The following is a 24,988-nucleotide window of genomic DNA, read 5'->3' on the forward strand; positions in this document are numbered from 1 at the left end:
CGAATAGGGAAATATTTATAATTGTTAATAAAATAACTAATTAAAATAAGTATATTTCCTATAGATAGCAAACAAATAAGTATCAATGTTTCTGATCGGTAGATACAGGTTATTTTTAGCCGCATATGCGCCTGGCGGAGGGCTGGATTTAGGGACTGAACCTAAGTGGTATACCTAAAGCGATAAAGTAGATTTACAGCGTTCCATTGACAGGCTAGATTGGTTGAAACCTCAAATATGCAATGATTGTCATAAGACTGAATGGAAGAGCTATGAATTACCAGAATGATGATTTACGGATTAATGAAATTAAGGAACTCCTGCCCCCTGTTGCGCTGTTAGAAAAGTTCCCAGCCAGCACTCGCGCGGCAGAAACCGTCGCTCAGGCCCGCAATGCGATTCATCACATTCTGCGTGGTGCGGACGATCGTCTGCTGGTGGTTATCGGCCCTTGTTCAATTCATGACACTGAAGCAGCAAAAGAATATGCTGCGCGCTTGCTGAAACTGCGGGAAGAACTGAGCGGTGAGTTGGAAGTGGTTATGCGCGTGTATTTTGAAAAACCGCGTACCACCGTGGGCTGGAAAGGCCTGATTAACGATCCGCACATGGATAACAGCTACGATATCAATGAAGGCCTGCGTCTGGCGCGTAAACTGCTGTTGGATATCAATGACAGTGGATTACCAGCTGCCGGTGAGTTTCTGGATATGATTACGCCGCAGTATCTGGCTGATTTGATGAGCTGGGGCGCTATAGGCGCGCGAACTACCGAATCTCAGGTGCATCGCGAGCTGGCTTCTGGCCTGTCTTGTCCGGTTGGTTTCAAAAATGGCACCGATGGCACCATTAAAGTGGCGATTGATGCGATCAATGCCGCGGGTGCACCTCACTGCTTCCTGTCTGTGACGAAATGGGGCCACTCCGCAATCGTTAACACTGCCGGTAACAGCGATTGCCATATCATCCTGCGCGGTGGTAAAGAGCCAAATTACAGCGCTGCGCACGTGAGTGCGGTGAAAGAAGGGCTGAATAAGGCCAATCTGGCAGCGCAAATCATGATTGATTTTAGCCATGCCAACAGCAGCAAACAATTCAAGAAACAAATGGAAGTTGGCACCGACGTATGTCGTCAGGTAGCTGAGGGCGAAAAAGCGATTATGGGCGTGATGATCGAAAGCCATTTGGTGGAAGGTAATCAGAGTCTGGAAAGCGGTGAGCCGCTGGTCTATGGCAAAAGTATCACCGATGCCTGTATTGGTTGGGAAGATACTGAAGTTCTGCTAAAACAGTTGGCAAACGCGGTGAAAGCCCGTCGCGACTAACAAATTGACGTAGAAATAGTGGGTATCAGTGAGTACCGAGAATAAAAACCCCGCCGGAGCGGGGTTTTTTATGGATGAAATTCATCCGGCGAATTACTTCGCTTTACCTTGGTTAGCCACGGCAGCTGCTTTCGCTGCGATTTCGTCGGCATTGCCCAGATAGTAACGTTTGATTGGCTTCAGATTTTCGTCAAATTCATAAACCAACGGCACGCCAGTTGGGATATTCAGCTCAAGAATTTCATCTTCGCTCAAATCGTCCAGATATTTAACCAGCGCACGTAGAGAGTTACCGTGAGCAGCAACAATAACGCGCTCACCGCTAGCGATGCGCGGTTTGATTTCTTCGTTCCAATAAGGAATAACGCGTTCGATGGTCAGTGCCAGACTCTCGGTCGTTGGCAGCTCTTTGTCAGACAGTTTTGCGTAACGCGGATCGTGTCCTGGGAAACGTTCGTCTTCTTTGCTCAACTCTGGCGGAGTGATGGCAAAGCCACGACGCCATTGTTTAACCTGCTCGTCACCGTATTTTGCAGCGGTTTCAGCTTTGTTCAGGCCTTGCAGCGCGCCGTAATGACGTTCATTCAGTTTCCAGGATTTTTCGGTAGGCAACCAAGCCTGGTCCAGTTCATCCAGAATGCTCCACAGGGTGTGGATAGCGCGTTTCAGTACGGAGGTGTAAGCGAAGTCAAACGTGAAGCCTTCGTCTTTTAACAGCTTACCTGCCGCTTTTGCTTCGGTACGGCCTTTTTCTGACAGATCAACGTCATACCAGCCAGTGAAGCGGTTTTCGTTGTTCCACTGACTTTCGCCGTGACGTACCAGAACCAGCTTTGTTACTGCCATAGTTCGAACTCCTCAGATGTCTAACTTATTCAATGATAACTATTATCATTATATTGCGGGATTACTGCGAACAGCAATCGATTGTGTTTAACCATAGCCAATTTTTTGCCGCAAAGTAAGACTCTTTGCCGAATCGATTCGTCTATAAGTCTATGCAGCGAACAAACGGGGTACTAAACATACCCCGCAGCGCCACATCTAGCAATGAAACTGGATTACGCAGCTTTTTTCAGGCAGGTGCTCATGAAGGTTTTGCGACTATCGCCTTTCAGATCTTTGGTTTTGGCTTCGGCGTTACAGGATTTCATTTTTTCCTGCTGCGGTGTCATTGCCGCCGGTGCCACTGGTGCACCGGCTTTCAGGCAGGTGCTCATGAATTTCTTACGGTCGTCACCTTTCAGCGCCTTGCTGGTGGCTTCGTGGTTACAGTCAGTCATTTTTTTCTGCTGTGCCAGTTGAGCCGGAGAAGGCGTTTTTGCCGTATCGGCAGCCATTACGTTTGCGCTGAGCAAAAGCCCCGCGGATAACAACCACAATGTAGTCAGGCGCATAACATTTCCTTTTGGTTCAGTAAGCAGAATGAATATCGATCCGTCGCGAGCCATTAACACAGGCTGATTTCACGATGAGAGATAGCTACCTCAAATCATGGAGTTGCCTGTTATTGGCTTTACGGATGACTCTAAGCGTAGTCGGCGTCGTTGAGGAAGGGTAGGAACGGGCGAAAAATCAGTTATATCTTATGCCAGAAGGCGGGGTGGAAGGAAAGAAAACTCTCCGTAAACAATATGTTACGGAGAATGTGTGGTCGTGAATACTTTATTTTAAAGGTATTACAGCGCCGTAAATTGATAAACCGTGGTCGCGCGGTAGCGTTTGTCCGGAGTGACCCAACAGTCGGGCTGTGGCCATTCCGGATGATTAGGGCTATCGGGTAAAAATCCACTTTCCAGCGCTATACCTGCATAATTAGCGTAAGTTCCGCCGAGTCGAGCCGGTGTTCCATTCAGGAAATTACCGCTATACAGCTGTATTGCCGGTGCGGAGGTAAATACGCTCATTTTGACTTTGCCATCGGCTGACCATACATGAGCCGCAGGGCTGTCGATTGCGCCGCAGGTTCGGTGGAGCAAATAGGCGTGATCGTAGCCTTTAACCCGTTGTTGGCAGGGATCTTTGAGGAAATCCTGTGCTAGCGTTTTTGGCTGGCGAAAATCCATACCGCTGTGTTCTACGCTGGCTAAAGGTTCCGCCGGAAGGCCTGTAGTGTCCACCGGCAGGTAACGATCGGCGAAAAGTTGCAGCCGATGTTGTCGTGCGTCGCGACTTTTACCATCCAGATTGAAATAGGCGTGGTTGGTCAGATTAATTGGGCAAGGCTGGTCGACCGAGGCCTGATAATCAATTTCCAGCCGATTGTCATCGGTTAACCGATAGTGAGTTTCGACGATCAAATTGCCAGGAAAACCCTGATCGCCATCAGGGGAATGCAATTGATAACAAACCTGACGTTTATCCTGATGAATAATCTGCCAGCGCCGGGCGTGGAACCCTTCCGGCCCGCCGTGTAACTGGTTTGGACCACTGTTGGCGACCAGAGGAAAAACCTGTCCGTTACGCTGCAATTGAGCCTGAGCAATGCGGTTGGCGTAGCGGCCCACGGTGGCACCCAAATAGGCACCTTGCCGCGGGTAATCTTCCGGATTCGGGCAGCCTAGCAGCAATTCACGTCGGCCCCCATCGTTAAGCGGAAAAACAGCCGAAAGCCAGGTTGCGCCCCAGTCCATCAGGCTCACCGACATGCCTGATTTGTTGCGTAATTCGGTTAACTGGAACGGCTGGCCGTCCGGCGCTAATGCATTTTTCAGCATATTCCGGCTCCTGCCGAAGCCTGACAAACATAGAATGTTTCCCGCATACCGCCGGTTTTTTGCGGATATTCCAGAGCGACGGTCGCACGTACTTGCTCGACTAAATCCTGAGGCATCAGCGCGACAATGCAGCCGCCGAAGCCGCCTCCGGTCATACGGACACCACCTCGCTCACCAATGACAGATTTCACAATATCGACCAACGTATCAATGGCTGGCACGGTAATTTCGAAATCATCACGCATGGAGATATGAGACTCCTGCATTAGCTGGCCCATTAATGTCAGATCGCCAAGAGCCAGAGCATCGGCGGCAGCCTGCGTGCGCGCATTCTCACTAATAATATGGCGTGCGCGTTTGGCAACTATCGGTTCCATTTCGCTCTGATTGGCCCGGAACTGTGCCGGAGTGACGTCGCGCAGGGCTTTTACACCAAAGAAGCGAGCGGCAGCTTCGCATTGTTGGCGACGAGTGTTGTACTCGCTATCGACCAGACCCCGCTTTACATTGGAATTGATTATGACTACGGCGACGTTTTTTGGCATAGCAACCGGGCGGGTTTCCAGCGAGCGGCAGTCGATCAGCAACGCCTGATCCTGCTTGCCCAATGCCGAGATTAATTGATCCATAATGCCGCAGTTACAACCGACAAACTGGTTTTCTGCTTCCTGACCGTTGAGCGCCAGTTCCACGCCGCTGAGCGGGAGCTGATAGAGTGCCTGGAATGCCTGACCTACCGCGACTTCCAACGATGCAGAGGAACTTAAACCGGCACCTTGAGGCACATTGCCGCTGATCGCCAGATCGGCACCGCCAAAATCACGGTTTCGCAGCAACAGATGTTTCACCACGCCGCGCACGTAGTTGGCCCAGCGCAGTTCAGGGTGGCTAACGATAGGTTCATCGAGAGAAAATATATCTTGCTGGTTATCATAATCTGCGGCAATCACACGAATCTGTCGATCATCACGTTTCGCCATGCTAATAACCGTGGCGTAATCGATCGCGCAGGGCAGCACGAATCCGTCATTGTAATCCGTGTGTTCGCCAATCAAGTTGACCCGACCGGGTGCCTGAATGGTCAGGGCGGGTTCTTTGGTAAAAAATTGGCTAAAAACGGCCTGGGTATGTTGTTTTAAAGACATTATTGAACTCCAGCTTCTCGATAATGAACATCACTGACTGCCCGCAGGTGCTCAGCCGCCTGTTCAGCCGTAAGATCGCGCTGGCTTTCCGCCAACATTTCGTAACCCACCATAAATTTTCGCACCGTAGCTGAACGCAGCAGCGGCGGATAAAAATGTGCATGTAATTGCCAGTGGCGATTGTCTGTATCGTTGTAGGGCGCCCCGTGCCAACCCATGGAATAGGGAAAGGAGCAGGAGAATAAATTATCGTAGCGGCTGGTCAGTTTTTTCAGCGCCAGTGCCAAGTCGGTCTGCTGTTCCGAGGTGAGCTCATCGATCCGCATGACCTGGGCTTTAGGTAGCAGTAAAGTTTCATAAGGCCAGGCGGCCCAATAAGGCACGACGGCCAGCCAGTGCTCGGTTTCTACCACGGTTCGGCTGCCGTCGGCGGCTTCCCGACGGACGTAATCCAGTAACAGTGGCGATGAATGCTGTTCAAAATAGTTTTTTTGCAGCCGATCTTCTCGTTCGGCCTCGTTGGGCAGGAAACTGTTGGCCCAGATTTGACCATGGGGGTGCGGGTTAGAGCAGCCCATCGCCGCGCCTTTATTCTCAAAAACCTGGACCCACGGATAGGATTGGCCTAATTCCGCGCTTTGCTCCTGCCAGCTTTTCACCACGCCGGCCAGTTCAGGCAGAGAAAGTAACGGCAGGGATTTACTGTGATCGGGGGAGAAACAAACCACCCGACTGGTACCGCGCGCGCTTTGGCAGCGAATCAGAGGATCGGCGGTTTCCGGCGCATCGGGTGTATCCGGCATCAATGCGGCGAAATCATTGGTAAATACATAAGTGCCGGAATAATTCGGGTTCGCATCACCGGTCACCCGTAAATTACCCGGACACAAAAAACAATCAGGATCGTGAGCGGGCTGTTCTCCCGTGGTCAATGGTTCTTGCTGCCCTTGCCACGGGCGCTTGGCCCGATGGGGAGAAACGAGAATCCATTGATCGCTCAATGGATTATAGCGACGGTGTGGATGATCCACGGGATTAAAGCCAGTCATTTTTCTTCCTTAATCAGGATAACCTTGAGGATTTTGTGATTGCCAGCGCCAGGTATCGATAGCCATTTCGTCCAGTGAGCGCTGTACGCGCCAATCCAGATCCTCGGCAGCTTTGGTTGGGTCTGCCCAATAAGCGGCAAGGTCGCCTTCGCGACGTGGAGCAAAATGGTACGTCAGCTGTCTACCGCAGGCTTTGCTGAAGGCATTCACCACGTCCAGCACGCTGTGGCCGCGACCGCCACCGAGGTTATAAATATGTACTCCAGCTCGGTTGTGGCATTTTTTCAGTGCTGCAACGTGACCATCGGCTAAATCTACAACGTGAATATAATCTCGCACAGCGGTGCCATCGGCGGTGGGATAGTCATTGCCGAAAACGGCCAGAGAATCGCGTCGGCCGACGGCGACCTGCGCAATAAACGGCATTAGATTATTGGGTACACCCTGCGGATCTTCGCCCATCAGCCCGGACGGATGGGCGCCAACCGGATTGAAATAGCGCAAAATAGTCATGTTCCATGCGGCATCGGCACGCTGGAGGTCTTGCAGAATATTTTCGACCATCAGTTTGCTTTTGCCGTAGGGACTAGAGGGAATGCCCGTGGGGAAGCTTTCGACATAAGGGATCTTGGGTTGATCGCCGTAAACCGTGGCGGAGGAGCTGAAAATAAAGTTTTTAACCCCGGCTGCAGCCATAGCTTCCAGCAATACCAGCGTGCCGCAGACGTTATTATCGTAGTAGGCCAAGGGTTTATTTACCGATTCGCCGACGGCTTTTAAACCGGCAAAGTGAATCACTGAACCGATAGTATGCTGGCTAAAGATATGATCCAGTAGTGCGCGGTCGCGAAGGTCACCCTGATAAAACAGTGGCGATTGCCCCGTTAATTGATGGATGCGTTTTAATACGCTGGATTTGCTGTTGCATAGGTTGTCGATAACGATTGGCGTATAGCCCGCTTCAATTAGCTGCACACAAGTGTGGCTGCCTATGTAACCGCTACCACCTGTCACTAAAACATACATACAAAGCTCCTGAATCGTACTTATGAGATGAAGATACCACGCCAATAACGGTAAAAAAGTGATCTAACATCAAAAATGGAATCGTTTACACTCATATTCAATAAGGCATTGAACAGCAGGCATACAGTCAGTCTGAAGGGCATAAGAGGGGAGGAATAAGTGTAGCATTATGGTAACGCTTTCATCCACCTAACCGACAGGAATGTCCTGCCGGTTGATGAATTCAGTGTGGCAGATCTGCCTAGTGATGCAGTGCCAACGGGTAGGTAAAGAACAGCAGATGAGTCAGATTCAGCGCGAAATGGAAGGCAACGGCGATCCACAGGCGGCCACTCCACATCCATGCCAGACCGTAAATCACGCCGGCTAGCGCTGCGAAGACCATCAACAGGGGGCCTCCGGGATAATGCGCTGCACCAAATAGTAATGAAGCAATAATCAGAGCGGGAAATGCACCAAGCCACTGGCTTAAACGCTGTTGCAGGTAGCAGCGGAACAGCGCTTCTTCAACCAGACAGACAAAGAACAGGTTGCCGATAACAAAAGTACCGAGCCATTCTGGCGTGTGCAGTTCGATTTTCAGGCCGCCTAAACCCACTGCCAGCAGCAACAGTGCTGGAACAGCCAGCACCAATACAGCCCAACCGACTTTCCCTACGGAAGGATGTTTTTTAGCAACAAATAAGCCCGGCAAGCAGCTTAACAGAACAAAGGGAATCAGAGCTTTGTCCAGATTGTAATACATTGAGAACGGGGCGCTGAGTGGCCCGATCTGCACTTTATCCAGTACTTTCAGATTGTTGAAACCCGGAATGTAATGGAAGAACAGCGCCACAGAAGCCGCTACCAATAGCAACTCTAATCCGCCAGCCAGCCAGGTTATCTGGCGGTATTTTTGCAATGCTAACGAGGCGAGCAGAATTAACAACAGTGCGGTGATGGCCGGTAAGGTCAGTACGCCGGTCGCAGTGGCAATACCTAAAGTAATAGCCAAAAGTAACAGGGCGATGATCCGGTTAAATGGCAAAAAGAGTAACGAAGCAGCAAGAACGCCCCACATAGACTAGTCCCTTTATGTGTTGAATTTAGTGATAGATTCAGCGCCGATAGCCCTGGCACTGAATGTAAATCCGATCGATGTCTATCGATCGGCATAAATAATAACATAATGAAATGGATTAAAAGGTCGGGTCAGTTGTCGACAAGCCGATTTGCCAGTCCGAACTGCGCCAATTGCCCTTAAGGTAACGCTCTAATCAGGTAGTTGGCTAAACTGGTAGCGATAAATATCGCCGTCGGCAATAAAACTTAAACGATGAGTTATGCACTCTGGCGCGTCTTCAGCGTGATGAGAGACAAATAACAGCTGGGTTTCTCCTTCGCCAATCATGACATCAATAAAACGCCGCACTAACAAACGGTTCAGCGGATCCAGCCCTTGCAACGGTTCATCTAATATCAACAGTGCCGGATGTTTTACCAAAGATCTGGCAATCAGCGCCAGCCGTTGCTGTCCCCATGACAGACTGTGAAACGGCTGGTCAGCTGCCGCGCCGGACAAACCGAGCAACGCCAACCATTTATCTGCCAACTGCCGCTGTCGATCGGAAACTGTCTGATAAATACCAATGGAATCAAAGAAACCGGAAATAATCACATTACGCAGGCTGGCGCTGACGCGATAATCCAAATGCAGGCTGCTGCTGACATAACCGATATGGCGTTTGATATCCCAGATGGTTTCCCCGCTGCCGCGACGACGACCAAATAGCGTCAGATCATTACTGTAGCCCTGCGGATGGTCGCCGGTAATCAGGCTCAGTAGCGTGGATTTTCCCGCTCCGTTTGGGCCAATAATCTGCCAGTGCTCGCCGCGATTTACCTGCCAGCTCAGATTGTGCAAAATGGGACGGTCGTTGTACTCCACCACGCCATTTCGCAGAATAATTAACGGATTATCTACTGCTAATGAAGGTTGTTGCTGCGGGTCTTCTGCTTCCGGCAGGGATAGTCCATCCAAGTTTTCACTGTGAGCCAGTTGGGCGACTAGGGCTTCGGCTAAAACCTGCTTACGTTCACCTAAACTGACTAAATGGCAATCGGCCAATACTCCCACTTTTTGAATAAAATCAGGAATATCATCGAATCGGTTGAGCACTAATATCAGCGTCACGCCTTCAGCGGACAGTTCCGCCAGATGTCGCGCCAGCTGTTCTCTAGCGGCGACATCCAATCCGTCAAAAGGCTCATCCAGCACTAACATATCAGGCTGCGGCATCAGAGCCTGACAGAGCAGGGCTTTGCGGGTTTCTCCGGTAGAAAGGTATTTAAAGCGGCGAGATAACAAATGACCGATACCAAACTGCTGCGCTAACCGCTGGCAGCGCTGCGGGTTGGTGACCTGATCCTGAATAATTTCCGCGGTGGTACGGCCGGTATCGTCTTCATCCTGACTGAGCATATCGGTATTGTTGCGTTGCCATTCTTCGCTGACTAACTGCTGAAGTTGCTCGAACGATAAACGCACAATATGCCGAAAATCGCTGCTGCGACTGCCGGTCAGGAGAATTAACTCATCGGAGAGCGCTCTGGCTAACGCTGATTTACCGCTGCCGTTAGCGCCGACAAAGGCCCAGCTATCACCAGAGTGAATATGCAGATCTGGAAGATTCAGCGTTCGGATATCGCTTAAACGAAAACAACCTTGCGCTATATGCAACTCTGACATCATTCCTCCCATTTTCCGCAACGTATTTACGTTAAGGGATAAGCGGATTAGTGGGGAAAGTCAAATGACAAATCTGCACGACTGCGCCGGTAACGCAGCGTACAGATAAGGAAACTGTGCTAACAAAGCGTGGCGATAATGACTCGATCGGCGTTGAACTGGGCGATAACTTGCGCGCCATTATGTAGATTCAGTTTATGTAACTCTTGATTGGATAAGGTGGCGCACAAACTGGCTCCGCCGTGAAGGGTAACAATCACTTCACTGTAGTCGCTTCCTGGCTCTATGCTGGCGACGATGCCGGGCAATGAGTTGTCTGCTGCTCCTGCCAGCGCTGGATCGGTGGCTAATTTCACCCAAGGGGCCTTAATCAGCGCCAGCACCTCTTTGCCTGTTGCCAGTTGCAGGCGATCGGCGCTTTGTTGAGTGACAGCGGCGGAAAGACGAGTTTTTCCATCTGCCAGGAGAATATTGATGTGTTGCTGAACCTGATGATGATCCCGCTCAGTGACCGTGCCAAAGAACTGATTGCGGGCGCTGGTTTGTAAGGAGAAGCGGGAGATTGCTGCTAGCAGGCTGTCCAGCGGCAGTGAATCATCTTTCAAGGTATCGAAAGCTTTTTGCTGAATTTGCTCGAGTAATTCGTAAAGTTGAATCAAGCGTTCGCCATAGCGGGTTAAACGCGCGCCGCCACCGCCTTTCCCTCCGGTTGCGCGATCCACCAGCGTTTCTTCGGCCAGAGTATTCATTTCATTGATGGCATCCCAGGCACTTTTATAGCTAATGCCCGCCAGCTTGGCTCCTTGACTGATGGAACCTGTCAACCTGACCTGCTTGAGTAGGGCGATGCGGCGCGGGTCAGCAAAAAGACGCTGCTGAAGCTTTAGCGTAAGAAGAATTTCGGCTTGCATGGTCATTTTGGCTCCGGCAGTAAAAGCGCCATTGTGACCGATTGGCGTGCGGGGGCGCAAATCGCACTTTTGGCTGGTTACATTTTTTTGTCAGTTGCTAAAATAATAGGGCTTATTCACTTCAAATATGGTTTAAAGTGAATTATTGAAAGTGGTGTAGTATACCGCTCAACGAGCAGTTAAATGAGGCTACCATCGTGGAATTATTGAAAAGTTTGGTCTTTGCCGTGGTTATGGTACCGGTGGTAATGGCCGTTATCCTGGGGCTGATTTATGGTTTAGGTGAGGTGTTTAACGTCATCTCCAAAACAGGCCACGGTAAAGAACGGGGCTAATGACATGCTCCTTCTGCGTTGAGTTTTTCTTCGCAGCGACCTGAAATTCAAGAATGCCCGGTTGATTTCCCCAATTGGTTTAGCTGTTGCACAAGTTGCGGCCGTTAAACGAAAGGGTTTCAACCGGGCGTTTTCGTTTCTGTTATCCCACGTTATTTCTGCCATTATTTCTGTCCTATCGCTAACAACTCAAGATCTGTCACAGCTTGCCGATAAACTGCATGACCCTGTTATTTGCTTACGTTATATTGTTCATTACATAACGATATATTCACTCGGAGCAGAAAATGAAAAAACAATGGGGTAAATGGGCACTAGGCGCGGTTGTGGCTGCAACTTTATCTGGGCAAGCCGCGGCGGCTGAAAATATCACCGTCTTCGCTGCCGCTTCTCTGACCAATGCGCTACAGGACATTTCCAGTCAGTATCATAAAGAGAAAGATGTCGACGTGGTGGCTTCTTATGCCTCTTCATCTACGTTGGCCCGCCAGATTGAGCAGGGCGCGCCCGCCGATCTGTTTATCTCTGCCGATCAGCAGTGGATGGATTATGCCATTGATAAAAAGCAAATTGTTGATAATACCCGCTACACTTTGCTCGGTAATAAATTGGTGCTGATTGCGCCAAAAGACAGCAAAATTGATAAAGTCTCCATCGATAAACAAACCGAATGGAAAAAACTGTTAGACGGCGGTCGTCTGGCCGTGGGCGATCCGGATCATGTACCCGCTGGGATTTATGCAAAAGAAGCATTGGAATATTTAGGTGCCTGGACAACTCTCTCTCCGGAAATGGCTCGTGCTAACAACGTGCGTAGCGCGATGGCACTGGTTGAGCGCGCAGAAGCGCCTTTGGGTATTGTTTACGGCTCTGACGCCATAGCCAGTAACAAAGTGAAAGTTGTGGGTGTATTCCCGGAGCAAAGTCATAAGCCGGTTGAATACCCAATGGCAATTGTCAAAGGCCATGAGAACGCCACGGTTAGCGCTTTTTATGATTATCTGAAAGGCCCAGAAGCGGCGGCTGTTTTCAAACGTTATGGATTTACCCCACGCTAATGATATTGAGTGAGTATGAATGGCAGGCGATAGTGCTTAGCCTGAAAGTTTCGGGCGTCGCGGTCGCCTGTAGTCTGCCGTTAGGCATTCTGATGGCATGGATTCTAGTCCGCTGCCGTTTCCCCGGTAAATCATTGTTAGACAGTATTATTCATTTGCCACTGGTGCTGCCGCCGGTGGTCATTGGCTATTTATTGCTGATCAGTATGGGGCGACGCGGTGTAATAGGCGAATGGCTATATAGCTGGTTTGGGATTAATTTCAGCTTTAGCTGGCGCGGAGCGGCACTGGCCTCGGCGGTGGTTGCCTTCCCGCTGATGGTGCGAGCCATTCGGCTGGCGTTGGAAGCGGTGGATACCCGATTGGAGCTGGCCGCCCGTACGTTAGGTGCCAATCCGTGGCGGGTGTTTTTCACTATAACTCTGCCACTTTCCCTACCCGGTGTGATTGCCGGTACGGTGCTGGCATTTGCTCGTTCACTGGGGGAATTCGGCGCCACTATCACCTTTGTATCCAATATTCCAGGGCAAACCCGAACTATCCCGCTGGCCATGTATACCTTGATCGAAACACCGGGTGCCGAAGCGGCTGCGGCGCGGCTGTGCGTGATCGCTATTTTGCTGTCGCTGGTTTCGCTGTTGCTCTCCGAATGGTTAGCGCGTTGGGGTAAAAAACGCATGGGGGCCGCATGTTAGTACTGGATTTTAGCCAGCAACTGGGCGACCTGAATCTGCAGGTCAACGCCGAACTGCCTGCGCAGGGCATTACGGCCATTTTTGGGCTGTCCGGCGCGGGGAAAACCTCGCTGATTAACGTGGTGGGTGGGTTAAGCAAGCCGCAGCAAGGCCGGGTTGTGCTGAACGGTCGGGTGTTGGTGGATGCGGAAAAACAGATCTATTTACCACCAGAGAAACGTAAAGTCGGTTATGTGTTTCAGGATGCACGCCTATTCCCGCATTATCGGGTACGCGGTAATTTGCAATACGGCATGGCGGCATCGATGCGTTCCCAGTTCGACACCATCGTGAATCTATTGGGAATCGCGCCGTTATTATCCCGCTTTCCCATGACGTTATCCGGCGGTGAAAAACAGCGGGTAGCGATTGGCCGCGCTTTGCTGACTGCGCCGGAGTTGCTGTTGATGGATGAGCCTTTAGCCTCGCTGGATTTACCGCGCAAGCGCGAGTTACTGCCTTATCTGGAGCGTTTGGCTCATGACGTCAATATTCCCATTCTGTACGTCAGCCATAGCATGGATGAGATTTTGCGGCTGGCGGATCGGGTGGTGGTCATGGATGCAGGAAAAGTGCGCGCAGTCGGCGGTTTAGAGGAAGTCTGGGCCAGTAGCGCTTTGCGCCCTTGGCTACAGCGAGAAGAACCGAGCAGCATTCTGCGAGTGGCGGTGATTGGCCATCATGAACGTTACGCTATGACCGCGCTGGCGTTGGGCGATCAGCGTTTGTGGGTAGGTCATGTGGACGCCGAGCTGGACAGTATGCTGCGGATTAAAATCAACGCTGCCGATGTGTCTTTGGTGTTACAACCGTCGCATAACAGCAGTATTCGCAATATTATTCCGGCGAAAGTGGCGGAATGTCTGGACGTAGACGGTCAGGTTGACGTGAAGCTAGCGATCGGGGAACAGTGGCTATGGGCGCGAATTACTCCGTGGGCGCGCGATGAACTGGCGCTAAAACCGGGTCAATGGGTGTACGCTCAGATCAAAAGCGTTTCGTTTAACCGCAAAGGGGAATGACGGGAAGTTTGTTGCCCGCGCGCGATTTTCCTCAGGTCTTTATCAGCGAAAAGGCTCCATAAGTGGAGCCTTTTGATGAATCAATTCTGGATTTCCGAACTCATCACGCTAATACATGCTGACGAATGGCGGCGGCGATACCCGGCTGCTCGTTATCCGCGATCACCAGATCGGCACGCTGTTTAATGGCATCGGCGCTGTTACCCATTGCCACGCCCAAACCGGCGGCTTCCAGCATACTCAAATCGTTAAAGTTATCGCCGAAGGCAATGACTTCCTTCATGCTCATTCCTTGAGATTCAACCCACTGCTGCAGACGCTTGCCTTTACTATTGCCTGCCTGTGCAACATCCACCTGATCGTGCCACGACCATTCGCAAGCCAGACCCAATTCGTCTTCCACCATAGTGGCGAAGGCTTGCAGTTTGTTGGTATCGGCGTGGGATGTGGCGAATTTCCAGATGGAACTGGCGCTGCGAGCCGCGTCGTGCAGGCTATTCACATGTACGATCGCCGGACGCTGATGTTCAGGTAAATTTCCGGCCCAGTTAATCGAGCGGCTAACGTGGCCGTTAAGATGTTGATACAGCATGGCGTCATCCACGTACATCAGGCCATGAATCTCGGCGTGATCCAGTAGCTGAATTACCTGAACCGCCTGTTGAGCTGATAGCGGATCGGAAGCTAATACCTGCTTCGCCTGATAATCGTAGAGATAGGTTCCGTTGCAGCAAATGGCTGGCGTATCTAGCGCTAAAGCCTGATAAAACGGGTGAATCGCCACGTGATGACGGCCGGTCACCACCACCACTTTCACTCCGGCGGCGCGGGCTTCAGCCAATGCTGACAGCGATTCTGGCAGGATACGTTTCTGGTGATCTAATAGGGTGCCGTCCAAATCCAGAGCAATTACGCGATAGGTCATAGCGGTCTCATCATTTATTCGATTATTAATACACATTGAACCGATGTTACACCGGATAGGTGAGGGATTAAACTGAACAGATTGATTCCCTGACCATTATGGCGAGAGCGCGCGCAGGTGCCGCAGCAGGGCAGGTAAGCCGTGGTATTGGCAGACAATCGTTAGTTGGCCTGAGTGATTATTCTGCTAAAACGAGAGCTATTTTGCCCAAAACGTTGTTCTGCTGCTGAAAGTTGTTATGCCAGCCCAGTCAGGTAAGCTAGGATTCAGTTAGCCGCGTCACGGCAATAATTTGACTAGCATGCATGATTAAGGAGTAGCGATGAATCAAGTGGTTTATGTGGCAAGCCCAGACAGCCAGCAGATCCACGTCTGGCAATTGGATACGGCAGGGGCTTTAACGCTGCTGCAAACCGTTGACGTACCGGGGCAGGTACAGCCAATGGCGATAAGCCCCGACCAGCGCCATTTGTACGTGGGTGTGCGGCCTGATTTTGGCATTGTCACTTATCGCATTGCTGCTGATGGTCAATTGCAGGAAGTGAGTATGGCACCGTTACCCGGTAGCCCGACGCATATTTTAACCGACTTACAAGGTCGTTTTCTGTTCTCGGCGTCCTACAGTTTCAACTGCGTTAGCGTCAGCCCTATTGATGAACACGGCCATGTGCAAGCACCGATTCAACAAATCGATGGCTTGACCGCGCCGCATTCAGCCAATATCGATCCTACTAACCAAATTCTGTTAGTCCCTTGCCTGAAAGAAGACCGCATCCGTCTGTTCGATCTGAGCTTAAACGGTAAATTGACCCCACACGATCAGGTGGGCGTTTCCACTGCAGCGGGCGCTGGCCCACGTCATATGGCATTCCACCCTAACCATAAAGTGGCTTACTGTGTAAATGAGCTAAACGGTACGGTTGATGTGTTCCAGATCGAAGATAACGGTCAGCAATACCGAATAGTTCAGACGCTGGATGCGATGCCAGCCGATTTTGCTGAGACTCGCTGGGCGGCAGATATTCATATCACGCCGGATGGCCGTTATTTATATATCAGCGACCGCACCGCCAGCCTGCTGGGTATTTTCAGCGTTTCTGAAAGTGGCAACGTGATTTCTCTGGTAGGTCATCATCTGACGGAAGCGCAGCCTCGCGGCTTTAATATCGATAATAGTGGCCAGTTCCTGATTGCGTCCGGTCAAAAATCCGATCATATCGAAGTGTATCGGATTGACCCGGCAACGGGTCAGTTGACGACGCAGGGGCGCTATCCGGTGGGTAAAGGTCCGATGTGGGTGAGTATTCTGGCTCCTAAACATGGATAATCCATTTTTAGATTTCAGTCTGTTATCAGTGAGATAACGGGTTGAGGAACAAATAATAAAGCAGCGCTCTGTAAACCGGTCGCTGCTTTTTTAATGCCAATAAACCGGCTTATTCTGCGACGGCCGCGGTAATCGCCTGGGTCAGACGGGTGAGCTGTTCCGGCTGAATAATATACGGCGGCATCAGGTAAATCAGTTTGCCAAAGGGCCGAATCCATACGCCCCGTTCGACAAAGCCGCGCTGCAAAGATGCCACATTTACCGCGTTTTCCATTTCGACCACGCCTATCGCTCCTAGCACTCGTACATCGGCAACGCCAGGCATCGCGGCCAGCGGCACTAATTCACGCTGTAATTGTGTTTCGATGCTTTGCACCTGCTGTTGCCAGTGGTTGCCCGCCAACAAAGCCAGATTCGCCACCGCCACGGCGCAGGCCAGCGGATTACCCATAAAGGTTGGCCCATGCATAAAGCAACCGGCATCACCATTACTGATGGTTTCAGCGACTTGACGGGTGGTTAACGTAGCGGAAAGCGTCATATAGCCACCGGTGAGGGCTTTGCCGAGACAAAGAATATCCGGCACGATTTCCGCGTGTTCGCAGGCAAAGAGCTTGCCGGTGCGCCCAAAGCCGGTGGCGATTTCGTCAGCAATCAGCAGAATATTGTATCGATCGCACAACGCTCTAACTTCACGCAAATAAGCTGGATGATAAATCCGCATTCCGCCGGCGCCCTGCACGATGGGTTCGAGAATAACGGCGGCAATTTCGCCGTGATGCTGCTCGATTTTTTCGGCAAAATCGTGAATATCGTCTGGATTCCACTCTTCATCAAAACGGCACTGCGGTGCGTCGGCAAACAGATGATTAGCCAGATAACCCTCATATAGGCTATGCATTGAGTTTTGCGGATCGCACACTGACATCGCGCCAAAAGTATCGCCGTGATAACTGTGGCGCAGCGTCAAAATGCGCTGACGCTTCTCTCCTTTGGCCTGCCAATATTGCAACGCCATCTTCAAGGCCACTTCTACTGCCACCGAGCCTGAATCGGCTAAAAATACGCATTCCAGCGTATTGGGAGTCATGGCGACCAATTGTCTGCACAGCGCAACGGCCGCCGGATGAGTAATGCCGCCGAACATCACATGAGACATTTTCCCCAGTTGCTCAGTAACCGCCTGATTTAACACGGGATGGTTATAACCCTGTATGGCAGCCCACCACGACGACATGCCATCAATAAGCAGTCGGCCATCGGATAGTTGTAGCTCGACGCCGCTGGCAGAAACTACCGGATAACACGGCAGCGGCTGAGTCATTGAGGTGTAAGGATGCCAGATGTGGCGCTGGTCAAAGGCAAGGTCAGAAGGTGTCATAAGGATCTGTTGTAAACTAAATTAACCATGGAATGGTTGACAGTATATCGAGTTTACATAAACTGACGAGACTTTTCTCATTCTTTGGAGATGCCAATATGGCAGATCGCATTCACTGGACAGTAGGGCAAGCCCAGGCCCTGTTTGATAAACCGCTGTTAGAGTTATTGTTTGAAGCTCAACAAATTCATCGTCAGCATTTTGATCCGCGTCAGATTCAGGTCAGCACTTTGTTGTCGATTAAAACCGGTGCCTGTCCGGAGGACTGTAAATATTGCCCGCAAAGCTCCCGTTATAAAACCGGTTTGGAAAGTGAGCGTTTAATGCAGGTTGAGCAAGTGCTGGAATCGGCAAAGAAAGCCAAAGCCGCCGGTTCAACGCGCTTTTGTATGGGGGCCGCGTGGAAAAATCCCCATGAGAGGGACATGCCGTATCTCGAGCAAATGGTGCAGGGCGTGAAGGCGATGGGAATGGAAACCTGTATGACCTTGGGAACGCTGGATAAAAGTCAGGCGCACCGTCTGGCGGATGCGGGGCTGGATTACTACAACCACAATCTGGATACCTCGCCGGAGTTTTACGGCAGCATCATCACTACCCGTAGCTATCAAGAACGTTTGGATACGCTGGGGGAAGTGCGTGACGCGGGGATTAAAGTCTGTTCCGGCGGCATTGTCGGTCTGGGTGAAAGCATTAAAGATCGAGCCGGATTATTGGTGCAGTTGGCAAACTTGCCTAAGCCGCCGGAAAGCGTGCCGATCAATATGCTGGTGAAAGTCAAAGGCACGCCGATGGAAAATAACGAAGACGTGGATGCTTTTGATTTTATTCGCACTATTGCCGTTGCACGTATCATGATGCCGTCCTCTTACGTGCGCCTGTCCGCAGGTCGTGAACAAATGAGCGAGCAAACCCAGGCGATGTGCTTTATGGCCGGAGCCAACTCGATTTTCTACGGTTGCAAGCTGTTAACTACGCCAAATCCGGATGAAGACAAAGACTTACAGCTATTCCGCAAGCTGGGCTTGAATCCGCAGCAAACGTCTACTGAGCACGGCGATCGTCAGCAACAGCAGGTGCTGACTGACCGCATCAAATACAGCGATACGCCACAGTTTTATAATGCGGCGGTCTGATGAGTTGGCAGCATAAGATCGATCAAAGCTTGCAGCAGCGGTTAGCGCAGGCCGCCTACCGGCGCCGTCAGGTGAATCAGGGTTCCACTGGGCGCTTTCTGCGGGTGGAAAATCGCCAATATTTGAATTTTTCCGGGAATGATTATCTGGGATTAAGTCAGGATGCGACGGTGATTGCCGCTTGGCAGCAGGGCGCCGCTCGCTATGGCGTCGGCAGTGGCGGTTCCGGGCATGTCACGGGCTACACGCAGGCGCACGCCGATCTGGAACAACAACTTGCCGATTGGCTGGGGTGTCCTCGCGCGTTGTTATTTATTTCCGGTTATGCCGCCAATCAGGCGCTGCTAGCGGCTTTAACCGCCGCAGATGATCGGGTATTGGCCGATCGCCTTAGCCACGCTTCCTTACTGGAAGCGGCGGCGAGTTCACCGGCTCAGCTTCGCCGCTTTCAGCATAATCAGCCAGAATCCCTGCAAAATCTGCTGAATAAACCTTGCTCCGGCCAAACGTTGGTGGTGACCGAAGGGGTATTTAGTATGGATGGCGACAGTGCACCGCTGGCGGATTTGCACCAACGCGCGTCGGCGGCGGGAGCCTGGCTATTGGTAGATGACGCCCACGGCATTGGTGTCAGAGGTGATGAAGGACGCGGCAGTTGCTGGCAGCAAGGGGTAAAACCTGAGTTGCAGGTCGTGACTTTTGGTAAAGCTTTTGGGCTGAGCGGTGCCGCTGTGTTGTGTTCGCAGCCGGTCGCCGAGTATTTGCTGCAATTTGCCCGCCATCTGATTTACAGCACTTCCATGCCGCCTGCGCAGGCTTATGCCTTGCAGACGGCGCTAAAACGCATTCAACATGGTGATGATTTACGCCAGCGTCTACAGCAGAATCTACGGCAGTTCCGTCAGGGCGCGGCCAGCTTGCCATTGCAGTTAACTGCGTCAGATACCGCCATTCAGCCGTTAATTGTCGGTGATAATCAGCAAACCCTCTCTTTGGCGCAGCGCTTGCGGGATGAAGGGCTTTGGGTGACCGCCATTCGTCCACCGACCGTTCCTCCCGGCGGCGCTCGTCTGCGTATTACCTTGACCGCCGCTCATCAGCCGGCTGATATCGAAAGATTACTGGAGGTGCTACATGCCACTTGCCATTGATACTGTGAATAAACAGGCGATAGCCAGCGCCTTTAGCCGTGCGGCAGGTAGCTACGATGGTGCGGCCGCTTTACAGCGCGAAACCGGTGAAATTCTGCTGGCATTGGGTCAACGGCACCCGGGTACTCAGGTGCTGGACGCGGGCTGTGGCACCGGTTATTTCAGCCGTCGTTGGCGGGATCTGGGCAAAAAAGTGGCCGCATTAGACCTGGCTCCCGGCATGCTGGAGTTTGCCAGACAGCAGCAGGCCGCCGATGAATACTTGTTAGGCGACATTGAACATATTCCTTTGTCGAATGAGTCGGTGGATATTTGTTTCAGCAATCTGGCGGTGCAATGGTGCGGCAATTTGCGCGCCGCGCTAAACGAGCTGTATCGGGTCACTCAGCCCGGCGGCATAATTTTATTTTCGACTTTGGCCGCGAGTTCTCTTGATGAATTAGGGCAAGCCTGGCAGCAGGTTGATGGCCAGCGCCATGTGAACGAATTTCTGCCGTTGGATGATATAACGGCCGCCTGCGGTGGTTTTCGTTATCAAATAACGCAACGTATTCATCATCAGTATTTCAACGATCTTATCGAGCTAATGCGCTCCTTGCAGGGAATTGGCGCCACCCATTTGCATCAGGGGCGAGCTAATGGGTTGACCGGGCGACGTCGACTGGCGGCGCTACAGGCGGCTTATCCTCAGCAAAATGGTATTTATCCGCTGAGTTACCAATTGGTTTATGGAGTGATTTATCGTGATTAAACGCTGGTTTGTAACCGGAACTGATACTGATGTAGGGAAAACCCTGGCTAGCTGCGCACTGTTACAGGCCGCCAATATTCAGGGTTATCGCACCGCGGGTTATAAGCCGGTGGCTTCCGGTAGCGAAATGACCGCTGAAGGGCTACGCAACGGCGATGCCCTCGCTTTGCAGGCCAGTAGTAACCAACCTCTCAGTTATCAACAGGTGAATCCACTGACTTTTCTGGAGCCAACCTCACCGCATATTGTGAGCGCGGAAGAAGGGCGTCCTATCGATTTTTCCGTTTTATCCAGAGGCTTGCGCGAGCTAGAACAGCAGGCTGATTGGGTGCTGGTGGAGGGGGCCGGCGGCTGGTTTACTCCATTGTCTGAGCAGCTTACTTTCGCCGATTGGGTTATACAGGAGAAATTACCGGTCATTTTGGTGGTTGGCGTGAAGCTGGGTTGCATCAATCATGCTTTGCTTACCGCTCAGGCGATTGCGTTTGCCGGGTTGCCGCTGGCAGGCTGGATAGCGAATGATGTCGTGCCCGCCGGGAAGCGACAGGAAGAGTATATGGCCAGCCTGACGACGATGATTGCTGCGCCGTTGCTGGGTGTGATTCCACATTTGCCCGAAGTGGCGGGACATCCGTTAGGTGAGTATCTGAATATTAGTCGGTTAAACGATTAAGAGCAGATATGATTCAGGGGCGGCATATCTGTAGGTTAGTCAGATAATTGGCTATTTTTTCTTAAATAATCGCGAGTATGGTATCGTTCTTTCAATAATTCTGCGATCGTAAATAGATTCTGAAAACTAATTCACAACATCTATTTATGGTCGTTATTTGAAAGAAAATAAAACTGGTTGTGATAATGTAAATCCACTTAATAAGGCTGATTAACGCTAGATTAGTTAGTCCTATGTCATCAATTTATCTTTGTATCACCCCCAGTGTTATTCAGGTATTGGATTGATAATTAATGCCACTTGGGTTTCTGGCTCATTATTCATAACGCAGTTTCAGTGGTTAAAACAAGACCGATCAATATTCGATTAATATTAGGAATGATATTAAGCATTATTTAAAAAGCCAATGCACGTCATCTGGTTTATTTCTCATCTGTTTTTAATTTACACCAGAGGTAATGGCATGACCTTTCCAGAACTATTAAAATTACTTTCTACTGGAACGAATCTGGATCTCGGTACTGCGGCAAAAAGCGGCGGATGCACGATTCAATTTGATAAAAACATTGATGTTACTTTTGAGAATCACGATAACAACCTATATTTATTTTCTCCGGTAATGAATATTACCTCGGTGTTGTCGGAAGATTTTTTTGCTTCACTATTACAAATTCAATTATTTGGCATTGCGACAAACCGCTGCTGGTTTGGCTATGATGCGGGTGGTCAGCGGGTGCTGTTATTCTGTTTATTCGATTTAAATAAAGTGACGCCAGAAGATGCAATTGAACGTATTGAGGTTTTAGTCGATCAGGTTCAGTACTGGCAGCAGAATTTACCGCAGATTGCCAAATTATCTGACACCCATTCGGGAGCATATCGGGTTAATGACAGCTTTCAACGGCCGAGGTAAACATGAATAATATTTCTTTACCAAGATTCGGTATGCAGATTTTGGCCTACACGGCGCTTGATCGAAGTCATTTATTAAACAGTCTGGTGAGCCGTATTTCTGGTAGTTCGGATAAACGTGACGAGCTGGCCAATAAAATAATTTCAAACACGGTAACCCTTGGGCAGAATGCGCTTATTTCCAATAAGACGCTTGGGAAGCGTAGCGCCGAGATTGTAAATCAAGGGCGAAGCGTATTCTTTGGCAATACGCTGCAGCAGGTTGATAAAGGCGTCGGCCCGTTGGTCGAGCTTATTTTGCAATCTAAAGGTCAAGGCGGATTGGCGCAAAATATCGCTTCAGGTATTGCCCAGTGTCTTGGCCCGGTCTTATTACAAGATCATGCGGTAGAAAGAGTTCTGGTGGCCTTAACCGAGCAGAAAGGGGGAGAAAACGTCCTCAAATTGGCATTAGAGAATACCTTGTCTGGCTATACTGGCGGAAAAATAATTTCGGCCACGTTTATGTCGGCATTAAAACGCGCCATATTGGACAGGCCAGAATATAAACCAACGTCACCATTACATCATATGGCGGCCTGGAAATTACACCAATCCTTAACTTCTGATCCGGCATCACTGCCGCCAGCCCCGTTTGGTTTACCCACCATAGAAGCCATCGCGGGAACTGTCCCTAGTTTGGTCAGCACGGTTTGTAAGCAATTAGATAATATTCAGAATTTATTGCAGCTTCCTCTTAGCGAAAAAGAGCTATCGAGCGTATTTTCAGAATGCTGGCCAAGTGATTTGGCGGTTACAAAGGATATGACGAGCAAAAATTTCGCCAGTATTGTCATGATGGCTCATGCCACAAAACAAGAAAGTATTCTCGACGAGAAAATCGCGGAATTGCCGGATGGAATACGTCAATCATTCCAGCAGCAATGCAAAGAGATAAGAATATTTTTATCCAGAATACCTGATGCGCAAATCAAACTTGCCCAAAATTGGTCTGGGGGGACTGAGAGTATCTCGGTCAATCATTCTAAGGAGCACTCACCGCCTGCAAAATTGGTGGATTTTATGGATAATCAATTTCGCGCGCCGGTTCATCATCCAGAAGAAGTGGCTTCCTATTTTGCCGATGGCGCTTTCATCGACGCTTTTAAGGCCGGTATCGATCTTAAAGTGGATAATCGCCACCAAAGTTATGGTCGTTGGGCGATGGGAATGGGGAATCAGTTGTTCTCGCAGCTGCAAAATATAATTGGGAACGATCGACAAGAACTGACTCATGCACAAAGGGGGCAACTGGGGCAATTATCTGAAATGGTAGATAATAACCCAATGAGTTTAATGGCCATGAGCCGTTATCTGGTCCCTGAAAGTATTGTTTCGGCCGTTCAGGATCAGGTTCTCGGCCAATTTACTCGTCAGGGACCGGATCTGATTCTTGCCGATAATATCTGGATGAAAGTAGGTAAGCCTAGCGTCAGCTTTGCGGTGAGTAAAAATAATGGCGTGGATATTGATATTAAACTGACCTGGCCGATTAGCCAGTTTGGTAAAACCGCACAGACATTAGAAGCTGCGAAAGATCATCAAAGTCATATCAGCTCCCAGGTAAAAGTACATATGCTTTTCAATGAGAAAGGCGTTGAGAAGCAGGATATGAGCATCTCCGCGACCCAGATTTCGCTTAGAGATGAACTCACGTTAACCGCCGCAGAAGATTTGACTGAAAATACCCCGATCGCTTTCCTCAATCGAGGGGTATTAAAGCAGGCGTTCGAAACGGCGTCTAATTGCTAAGTCACGGTAATTTTTTAAACTTATTACATTAGACGATACTGTCCGCACAGCTTCGGAACAAACAGATTTCATCCTCAACGCCTGCGGCCATTAAACTGAATAATGCCGCAGGTAATGTACTCGCTCGAACTTCATATCAATGCTTATCTCGAATAACAGATTTATCAAACCGTTAAGTATTCGGTGATCAAATCGTCATCTAACAGCGCAAATTTTCCTTGAGCCACATTTCTTCCCTCATCAATCAAATAAAAGCGATCGGCCACTTGCTGAATGTTCTCCAACCGGTGTTCAACCAGTAAGACCGTCAGGCCAATATTTTGGCATAACTGGCGAATGACACTGCCAATTTCCGCATTTAGCGCGGGCTGATCACCGCAACCCGGTTCATCCAGAATCAGTAATTCCGGTTCGGGAACTAACGCGCGCGCGAATGCCAACAGTTGCTGTTGGTTACGCGTTAGCTCCCCGCCGCGTTGACGGCGCTGCTGATGTAAAAACGGAAAGAAATCATAGATCCAGTGGGGAATAACCCGATCTTTGTGACGCCCAGCCAGAAGCGCGACCAGCAAATTATCCTCCACGCTCAGTTGAGAGAAGATTGGCTGCCCTTGTGGGACATAGCCAATCCCCAGTGCGGTTCGTCGCTCTACCGGCTGGTGAAGCAGGTTTTCAGGCGGTTCCCCCCCGGGTTGCCAAACCATCGTGCCGCTTTCCACTGGAAGATGACCCATTATGCAATTGATCAGCGTGGTTTTTCCTACGCCATTACGACCTATCAGACAGGTACATTGGCCGGGAGGTAACTCAAGATTGATATCCCATAGAATATGGGTGCGACCATAAAATTGATTGACCGATTGTAAACGTAGCATCAGAAAATCTCCTCGC

24 protein-coding genes are annotated in these 24,988 nt (G+C 50.4%); 12 read left to right on the forward strand and 12 right to left on the reverse strand.

Annotated elements, in window-relative coordinates:
- Positions 1-272 precede the first annotated feature (272 nt).
- Positions 273-1,325 (forward strand): 3-deoxy-7-phosphoheptulonate synthase AroG, encoded by a 1,053-nt coding sequence (gene aroG, locus PL78_RS01610; protein WP_064512554.1) that lies wholly within the window; start codon positions 273-275, stop codon positions 1,323-1,325.
- 93 nt (positions 1,326-1,418) lie between these two features.
- Here aroG and gpmA read toward each other — a convergent pair whose 3' ends face one another.
- The 9 genes from gpmA to modE form a co-directional block, all read right to left on the reverse strand.
- On the reverse strand, positions 1,419-2,171 hold the full coding sequence (gene gpmA, locus PL78_RS01615) for a 2,3-diphosphoglycerate-dependent phosphoglycerate mutase (RefSeq protein ID WP_049596709.1): 753 nt from the start codon (positions 2,169-2,171) through the stop codon (positions 1,419-1,421).
- Between the two features lie 215 nt (positions 2,172-2,386).
- Entirely contained in the window at positions 2,387-2,722 is a 336-nt protein-coding gene (locus PL78_RS01620) for a PsiF family protein (protein ID WP_064512556.1), read from the reverse strand.
- Positions 2,723-3,004: 282 nt separating this feature from the next.
- The gene (galM, locus tag PL78_RS01625) at positions 3,005-4,042 is read right to left on the reverse strand and encodes a galactose-1-epimerase (RefSeq protein WP_064512558.1); all 1,038 of its coding nucleotides are present in this window, start codon (positions 4,040-4,042) and stop codon (positions 3,005-3,007) included.
- Positions 4,036-5,187: a galactokinase gene (galK, locus tag PL78_RS01630; RefSeq protein WP_064512561.1), complete on the reverse strand. Its 1,152-nt coding sequence runs from the start codon at positions 5,185-5,187 to the stop codon at positions 4,036-4,038. Before galK ends, galM begins: the two co-directional genes overlap by 7 nt.
- Positions 5,187-6,236 (reverse strand): galactose-1-phosphate uridylyltransferase, encoded by a 1,050-nt coding sequence (galT, locus tag PL78_RS01635; protein WP_064512563.1) that lies wholly within the window; start codon positions 6,234-6,236, stop codon positions 5,187-5,189. Before galT ends, galK begins: the two co-directional genes overlap by 1 nt.
- A 9-nt stretch (positions 6,237-6,245) precedes the next feature.
- Positions 6,246-7,262 carry a UDP-glucose 4-epimerase GalE gene (galE, locus tag PL78_RS01640; protein ID WP_064512565.1) on the reverse strand — a complete coding sequence of 339 codons (1,017 nt, stop codon included), beginning with the start codon at positions 7,260-7,262 and terminating at the stop codon, positions 6,246-6,248.
- 241 nt (positions 7,263-7,503) lie between these two features.
- Positions 7,504-8,322 (reverse strand): CPBP family intramembrane glutamic endopeptidase, encoded by an 819-nt coding sequence (locus PL78_RS01645; protein WP_064512567.1) that lies wholly within the window; start codon positions 8,320-8,322, stop codon positions 7,504-7,506.
- Between the two features lie 192 nt (positions 8,323-8,514).
- Positions 8,515-9,990, reverse strand: coding sequence for a molybdate ABC transporter ATP-binding protein ModF (gene modF, locus PL78_RS01650; protein WP_064512569.1), 1,476 nt, complete (start codon positions 9,988-9,990; stop codon positions 8,515-8,517).
- A 119-nt stretch (positions 9,991-10,109) separates the two neighbouring features.
- The gene (gene modE, locus PL78_RS01655; RefSeq protein WP_064518197.1) at positions 10,110-10,901 is read right to left on the reverse strand and encodes a molybdenum-dependent transcriptional regulator; all 792 of its coding nucleotides are present in this window, start codon (positions 10,899-10,901) and stop codon (positions 10,110-10,112) included.
- A 194-nt stretch (positions 10,902-11,095) separates the two neighbouring features.
- Here modE and PL78_RS01660 point away from each other — a divergent pair, with 194 nt between their 5' ends.
- From PL78_RS01660 to modC, 4 genes are all read left to right on the forward strand, one after another.
- On the forward strand, positions 11,096-11,236 hold the full coding sequence (locus tag PL78_RS01660; protein ID WP_064512572.1) for an AcrZ family multidrug efflux pump-associated protein: 141 nt from the start codon (positions 11,096-11,098) through the stop codon (positions 11,234-11,236).
- Between the two features lie 287 nt (positions 11,237-11,523).
- Complete coding sequence (gene modA, locus PL78_RS01665) at positions 11,524-12,294, forward strand: molybdate ABC transporter substrate-binding protein (RefSeq protein WP_064512574.1); 771 nt, start codon at positions 11,524-11,526, stop codon at positions 12,292-12,294.
- Positions 12,294-12,989, forward strand: a complete 696-nt coding sequence (modB, locus tag PL78_RS01670) for a molybdate ABC transporter permease subunit (RefSeq protein WP_049596699.1) — start codon at positions 12,294-12,296, stop codon at positions 12,987-12,989. Before modA ends, modB begins: the two co-directional genes overlap by 1 nt.
- Positions 12,983-14,050, forward strand: coding sequence for a molybdenum ABC transporter ATP-binding protein ModC (gene modC / locus PL78_RS01675; RefSeq protein WP_064512576.1), 1,068 nt, complete (start codon positions 12,983-12,985; stop codon positions 14,048-14,050). Before modB ends, modC begins: the two co-directional genes overlap by 7 nt.
- Before the next feature lie 103 nt (positions 14,051-14,153).
- On the opposite strand, the gene PL78_RS01680 is transcribed toward modC, so the two are convergent.
- Positions 14,154-14,975: a pyridoxal phosphatase gene (locus PL78_RS01680; protein WP_064512578.1), complete on the reverse strand. Its 822-nt coding sequence runs from the start codon at positions 14,973-14,975 to the stop codon at positions 14,154-14,156.
- Between the two features lie 322 nt (positions 14,976-15,297).
- On the opposite strand from PL78_RS01680, the gene pgl reads away from it, so the two are divergent.
- Positions 15,298-16,302: a 6-phosphogluconolactonase gene (gene pgl / locus PL78_RS01685; RefSeq protein ID WP_064512580.1), complete on the forward strand. Its 1,005-nt coding sequence runs from the start codon at positions 15,298-15,300 to the stop codon at positions 16,300-16,302.
- 109 nt (positions 16,303-16,411) lie between these two features.
- Here the strand turns inward: pgl and bioA are convergent, their stop codons facing one another.
- Positions 16,412-17,683 (reverse strand): adenosylmethionine--8-amino-7-oxononanoate transaminase, encoded by a 1,272-nt coding sequence (gene bioA, locus PL78_RS01690; RefSeq protein WP_064512582.1) that lies wholly within the window; start codon positions 17,681-17,683, stop codon positions 16,412-16,414.
- 98 nt (positions 17,684-17,781) lie between these two features.
- Between bioA and bioB the strand changes: the two genes are divergently transcribed.
- From bioB to PL78_RS01720, 6 genes are all read left to right on the forward strand, one after another.
- Positions 17,782-18,819, forward strand: coding sequence for a biotin synthase BioB (bioB, locus tag PL78_RS01695; protein WP_064512584.1), 1,038 nt, complete (start codon positions 17,782-17,784; stop codon positions 18,817-18,819).
- A complete protein-coding gene (bioF, locus tag PL78_RS01700) occupies positions 18,819-19,970 on the forward strand; it encodes an 8-amino-7-oxononanoate synthase (protein WP_064512587.1) in 1,152 nt (383 codons plus the stop codon). The genes bioB and bioF overlap by 1 nt, the downstream gene beginning before the upstream one ends.
- On the forward strand, positions 19,954-20,721 hold the full coding sequence (gene bioC, locus PL78_RS01705; protein ID WP_064512589.1) for a malonyl-ACP O-methyltransferase BioC: 768 nt from the start codon (positions 19,954-19,956) through the stop codon (positions 20,719-20,721). Before bioF ends, bioC begins: the two co-directional genes overlap by 17 nt.
- Positions 20,714-21,394 carry a dethiobiotin synthase gene (gene bioD / locus PL78_RS01710; RefSeq protein ID WP_064512591.1) on the forward strand — a complete coding sequence of 227 codons (681 nt, stop codon included), beginning with the start codon at positions 20,714-20,716 and terminating at the stop codon, positions 21,392-21,394. Before bioC ends, bioD begins: the two co-directional genes overlap by 8 nt.
- A 463-nt stretch (positions 21,395-21,857) precedes the next feature.
- Entirely contained in the window at positions 21,858-22,307 is a 450-nt protein-coding gene (locus PL78_RS01715; protein ID WP_158513756.1) for a type III secretion system chaperone, read from the forward strand.
- A gap of 2 nt (positions 22,308-22,309) precedes the next feature.
- A complete protein-coding gene (locus tag PL78_RS01720) occupies positions 22,310-24,097 on the forward strand; it encodes a hypothetical protein (RefSeq protein WP_064512595.1) in 1,788 nt (595 codons plus the stop codon).
- 164 nt (positions 24,098-24,261) lie between these two features.
- On the opposite strand, the gene PL78_RS01725 is transcribed toward PL78_RS01720, so the two are convergent.
- Positions 24,262-24,972 (reverse strand): ABC transporter ATP-binding protein, encoded by a 711-nt coding sequence (locus PL78_RS01725; RefSeq protein WP_064512597.1) that lies wholly within the window; start codon positions 24,970-24,972, stop codon positions 24,262-24,264.
- Between the last annotated feature and the right edge of the window lie 16 nt (positions 24,973-24,988).

The sequence above is a fragment of the Yersinia entomophaga genome (assembly GCF_001656035.1).
GTDB lineage: Bacteria > Pseudomonadota > Gammaproteobacteria > Enterobacterales > Enterobacteriaceae > Yersinia > Yersinia entomophaga.

Excerpts from the sequence above, each read along its gene's own strand:
- pgl (WP_064512580.1), top strand. The coding sequence starts at position 15,298 with ATGAATCAAGTGGTTTATGTGGCAAGCCCAGACAGCCAGCAGATCCAC.
- PL78_RS01620 (WP_064512556.1), bottom strand. The coding sequence starts at position 2,722 with ATGCGCCTGACTACATTGTGGTTGTTATCCGCGGGGCTTTTGCTCAGC.
- gpmA (WP_049596709.1), bottom strand. The coding sequence starts at position 2,171 with ATGGCAGTAACAAAGCTGGTTCTGGTACGTCACGGCGAAAGTCAGTGG.
- galM (WP_064512558.1), bottom strand. The coding sequence starts at position 4,042 with ATGCTGAAAAATGCATTAGCGCCGGACGGCCAGCCGTTCCAGTTAACC.
- galK (WP_064512561.1), bottom strand. The coding sequence starts at position 5,187 with ATGTCTTTAAAACAACATACCCAGGCCGTTTTTAGCCAATTTTTTACC.
- galE (WP_064512565.1), bottom strand. The coding sequence starts at position 7,262 with ATGTATGTTTTAGTGACAGGTGGTAGCGGTTACATAGGCAGCCACACT.
- modE (WP_064518197.1), bottom strand. The coding sequence starts at position 10,901 with ATGCAAGCCGAAATTCTTCTTACGCTAAAGCTTCAGCAGCGTCTTTTT.
- modC (WP_064512576.1), top strand. The coding sequence starts at position 12,983 with ATGTTAGTACTGGATTTTAGCCAGCAACTGGGCGACCTGAATCTGCAG.
- aroG (WP_064512554.1), top strand. The coding sequence starts at position 273 with ATGAATTACCAGAATGATGATTTACGGATTAATGAAATTAAGGAACTC.
- PL78_RS01645 (WP_064512567.1), bottom strand. The coding sequence starts at position 8,322 with ATGTGGGGCGTTCTTGCTGCTTCGTTACTCTTTTTGCCATTTAACCGG.
- galT (WP_064512563.1), bottom strand. The coding sequence starts at position 6,236 with ATGACTGGCTTTAATCCCGTGGATCATCCACACCGTCGCTATAATCCA.
- bioA (WP_064512582.1), bottom strand. The coding sequence starts at position 17,683 with ATGACACCTTCTGACCTTGCCTTTGACCAGCGCCACATCTGGCATCCT.
- modA (WP_064512574.1), top strand. The coding sequence starts at position 11,524 with ATGAAAAAACAATGGGGTAAATGGGCACTAGGCGCGGTTGTGGCTGCA.
- modF (WP_064512569.1), bottom strand. The coding sequence starts at position 9,990 with ATGTCAGAGTTGCATATAGCGCAAGGTTGTTTTCGTTTAAGCGATATC.
- bioC (WP_064512589.1), top strand. The coding sequence starts at position 19,954 with ATGCCACTTGCCATTGATACTGTGAATAAACAGGCGATAGCCAGCGCC.
- PL78_RS01715 (WP_158513756.1), top strand. The coding sequence starts at position 21,858 with ATGACCTTTCCAGAACTATTAAAATTACTTTCTACTGGAACGAATCTG.
- modB (WP_049596699.1), top strand. The coding sequence starts at position 12,294 with ATGATATTGAGTGAGTATGAATGGCAGGCGATAGTGCTTAGCCTGAAA.
- PL78_RS01720 (WP_064512595.1), top strand. The coding sequence starts at position 22,310 with ATGAATAATATTTCTTTACCAAGATTCGGTATGCAGATTTTGGCCTAC.
- PL78_RS01680 (WP_064512578.1), bottom strand. The coding sequence starts at position 14,975 with ATGACCTATCGCGTAATTGCTCTGGATTTGGACGGCACCCTATTAGAT.
- PL78_RS01725 (WP_064512597.1), bottom strand. The coding sequence starts at position 24,972 with ATGCTACGTTTACAATCGGTCAATCAATTTTATGGTCGCACCCATATT.
- bioF (WP_064512587.1), top strand. The coding sequence starts at position 18,819 with ATGAGTTGGCAGCATAAGATCGATCAAAGCTTGCAGCAGCGGTTAGCG.
- bioB (WP_064512584.1), top strand. The coding sequence starts at position 17,782 with ATGGCAGATCGCATTCACTGGACAGTAGGGCAAGCCCAGGCCCTGTTT.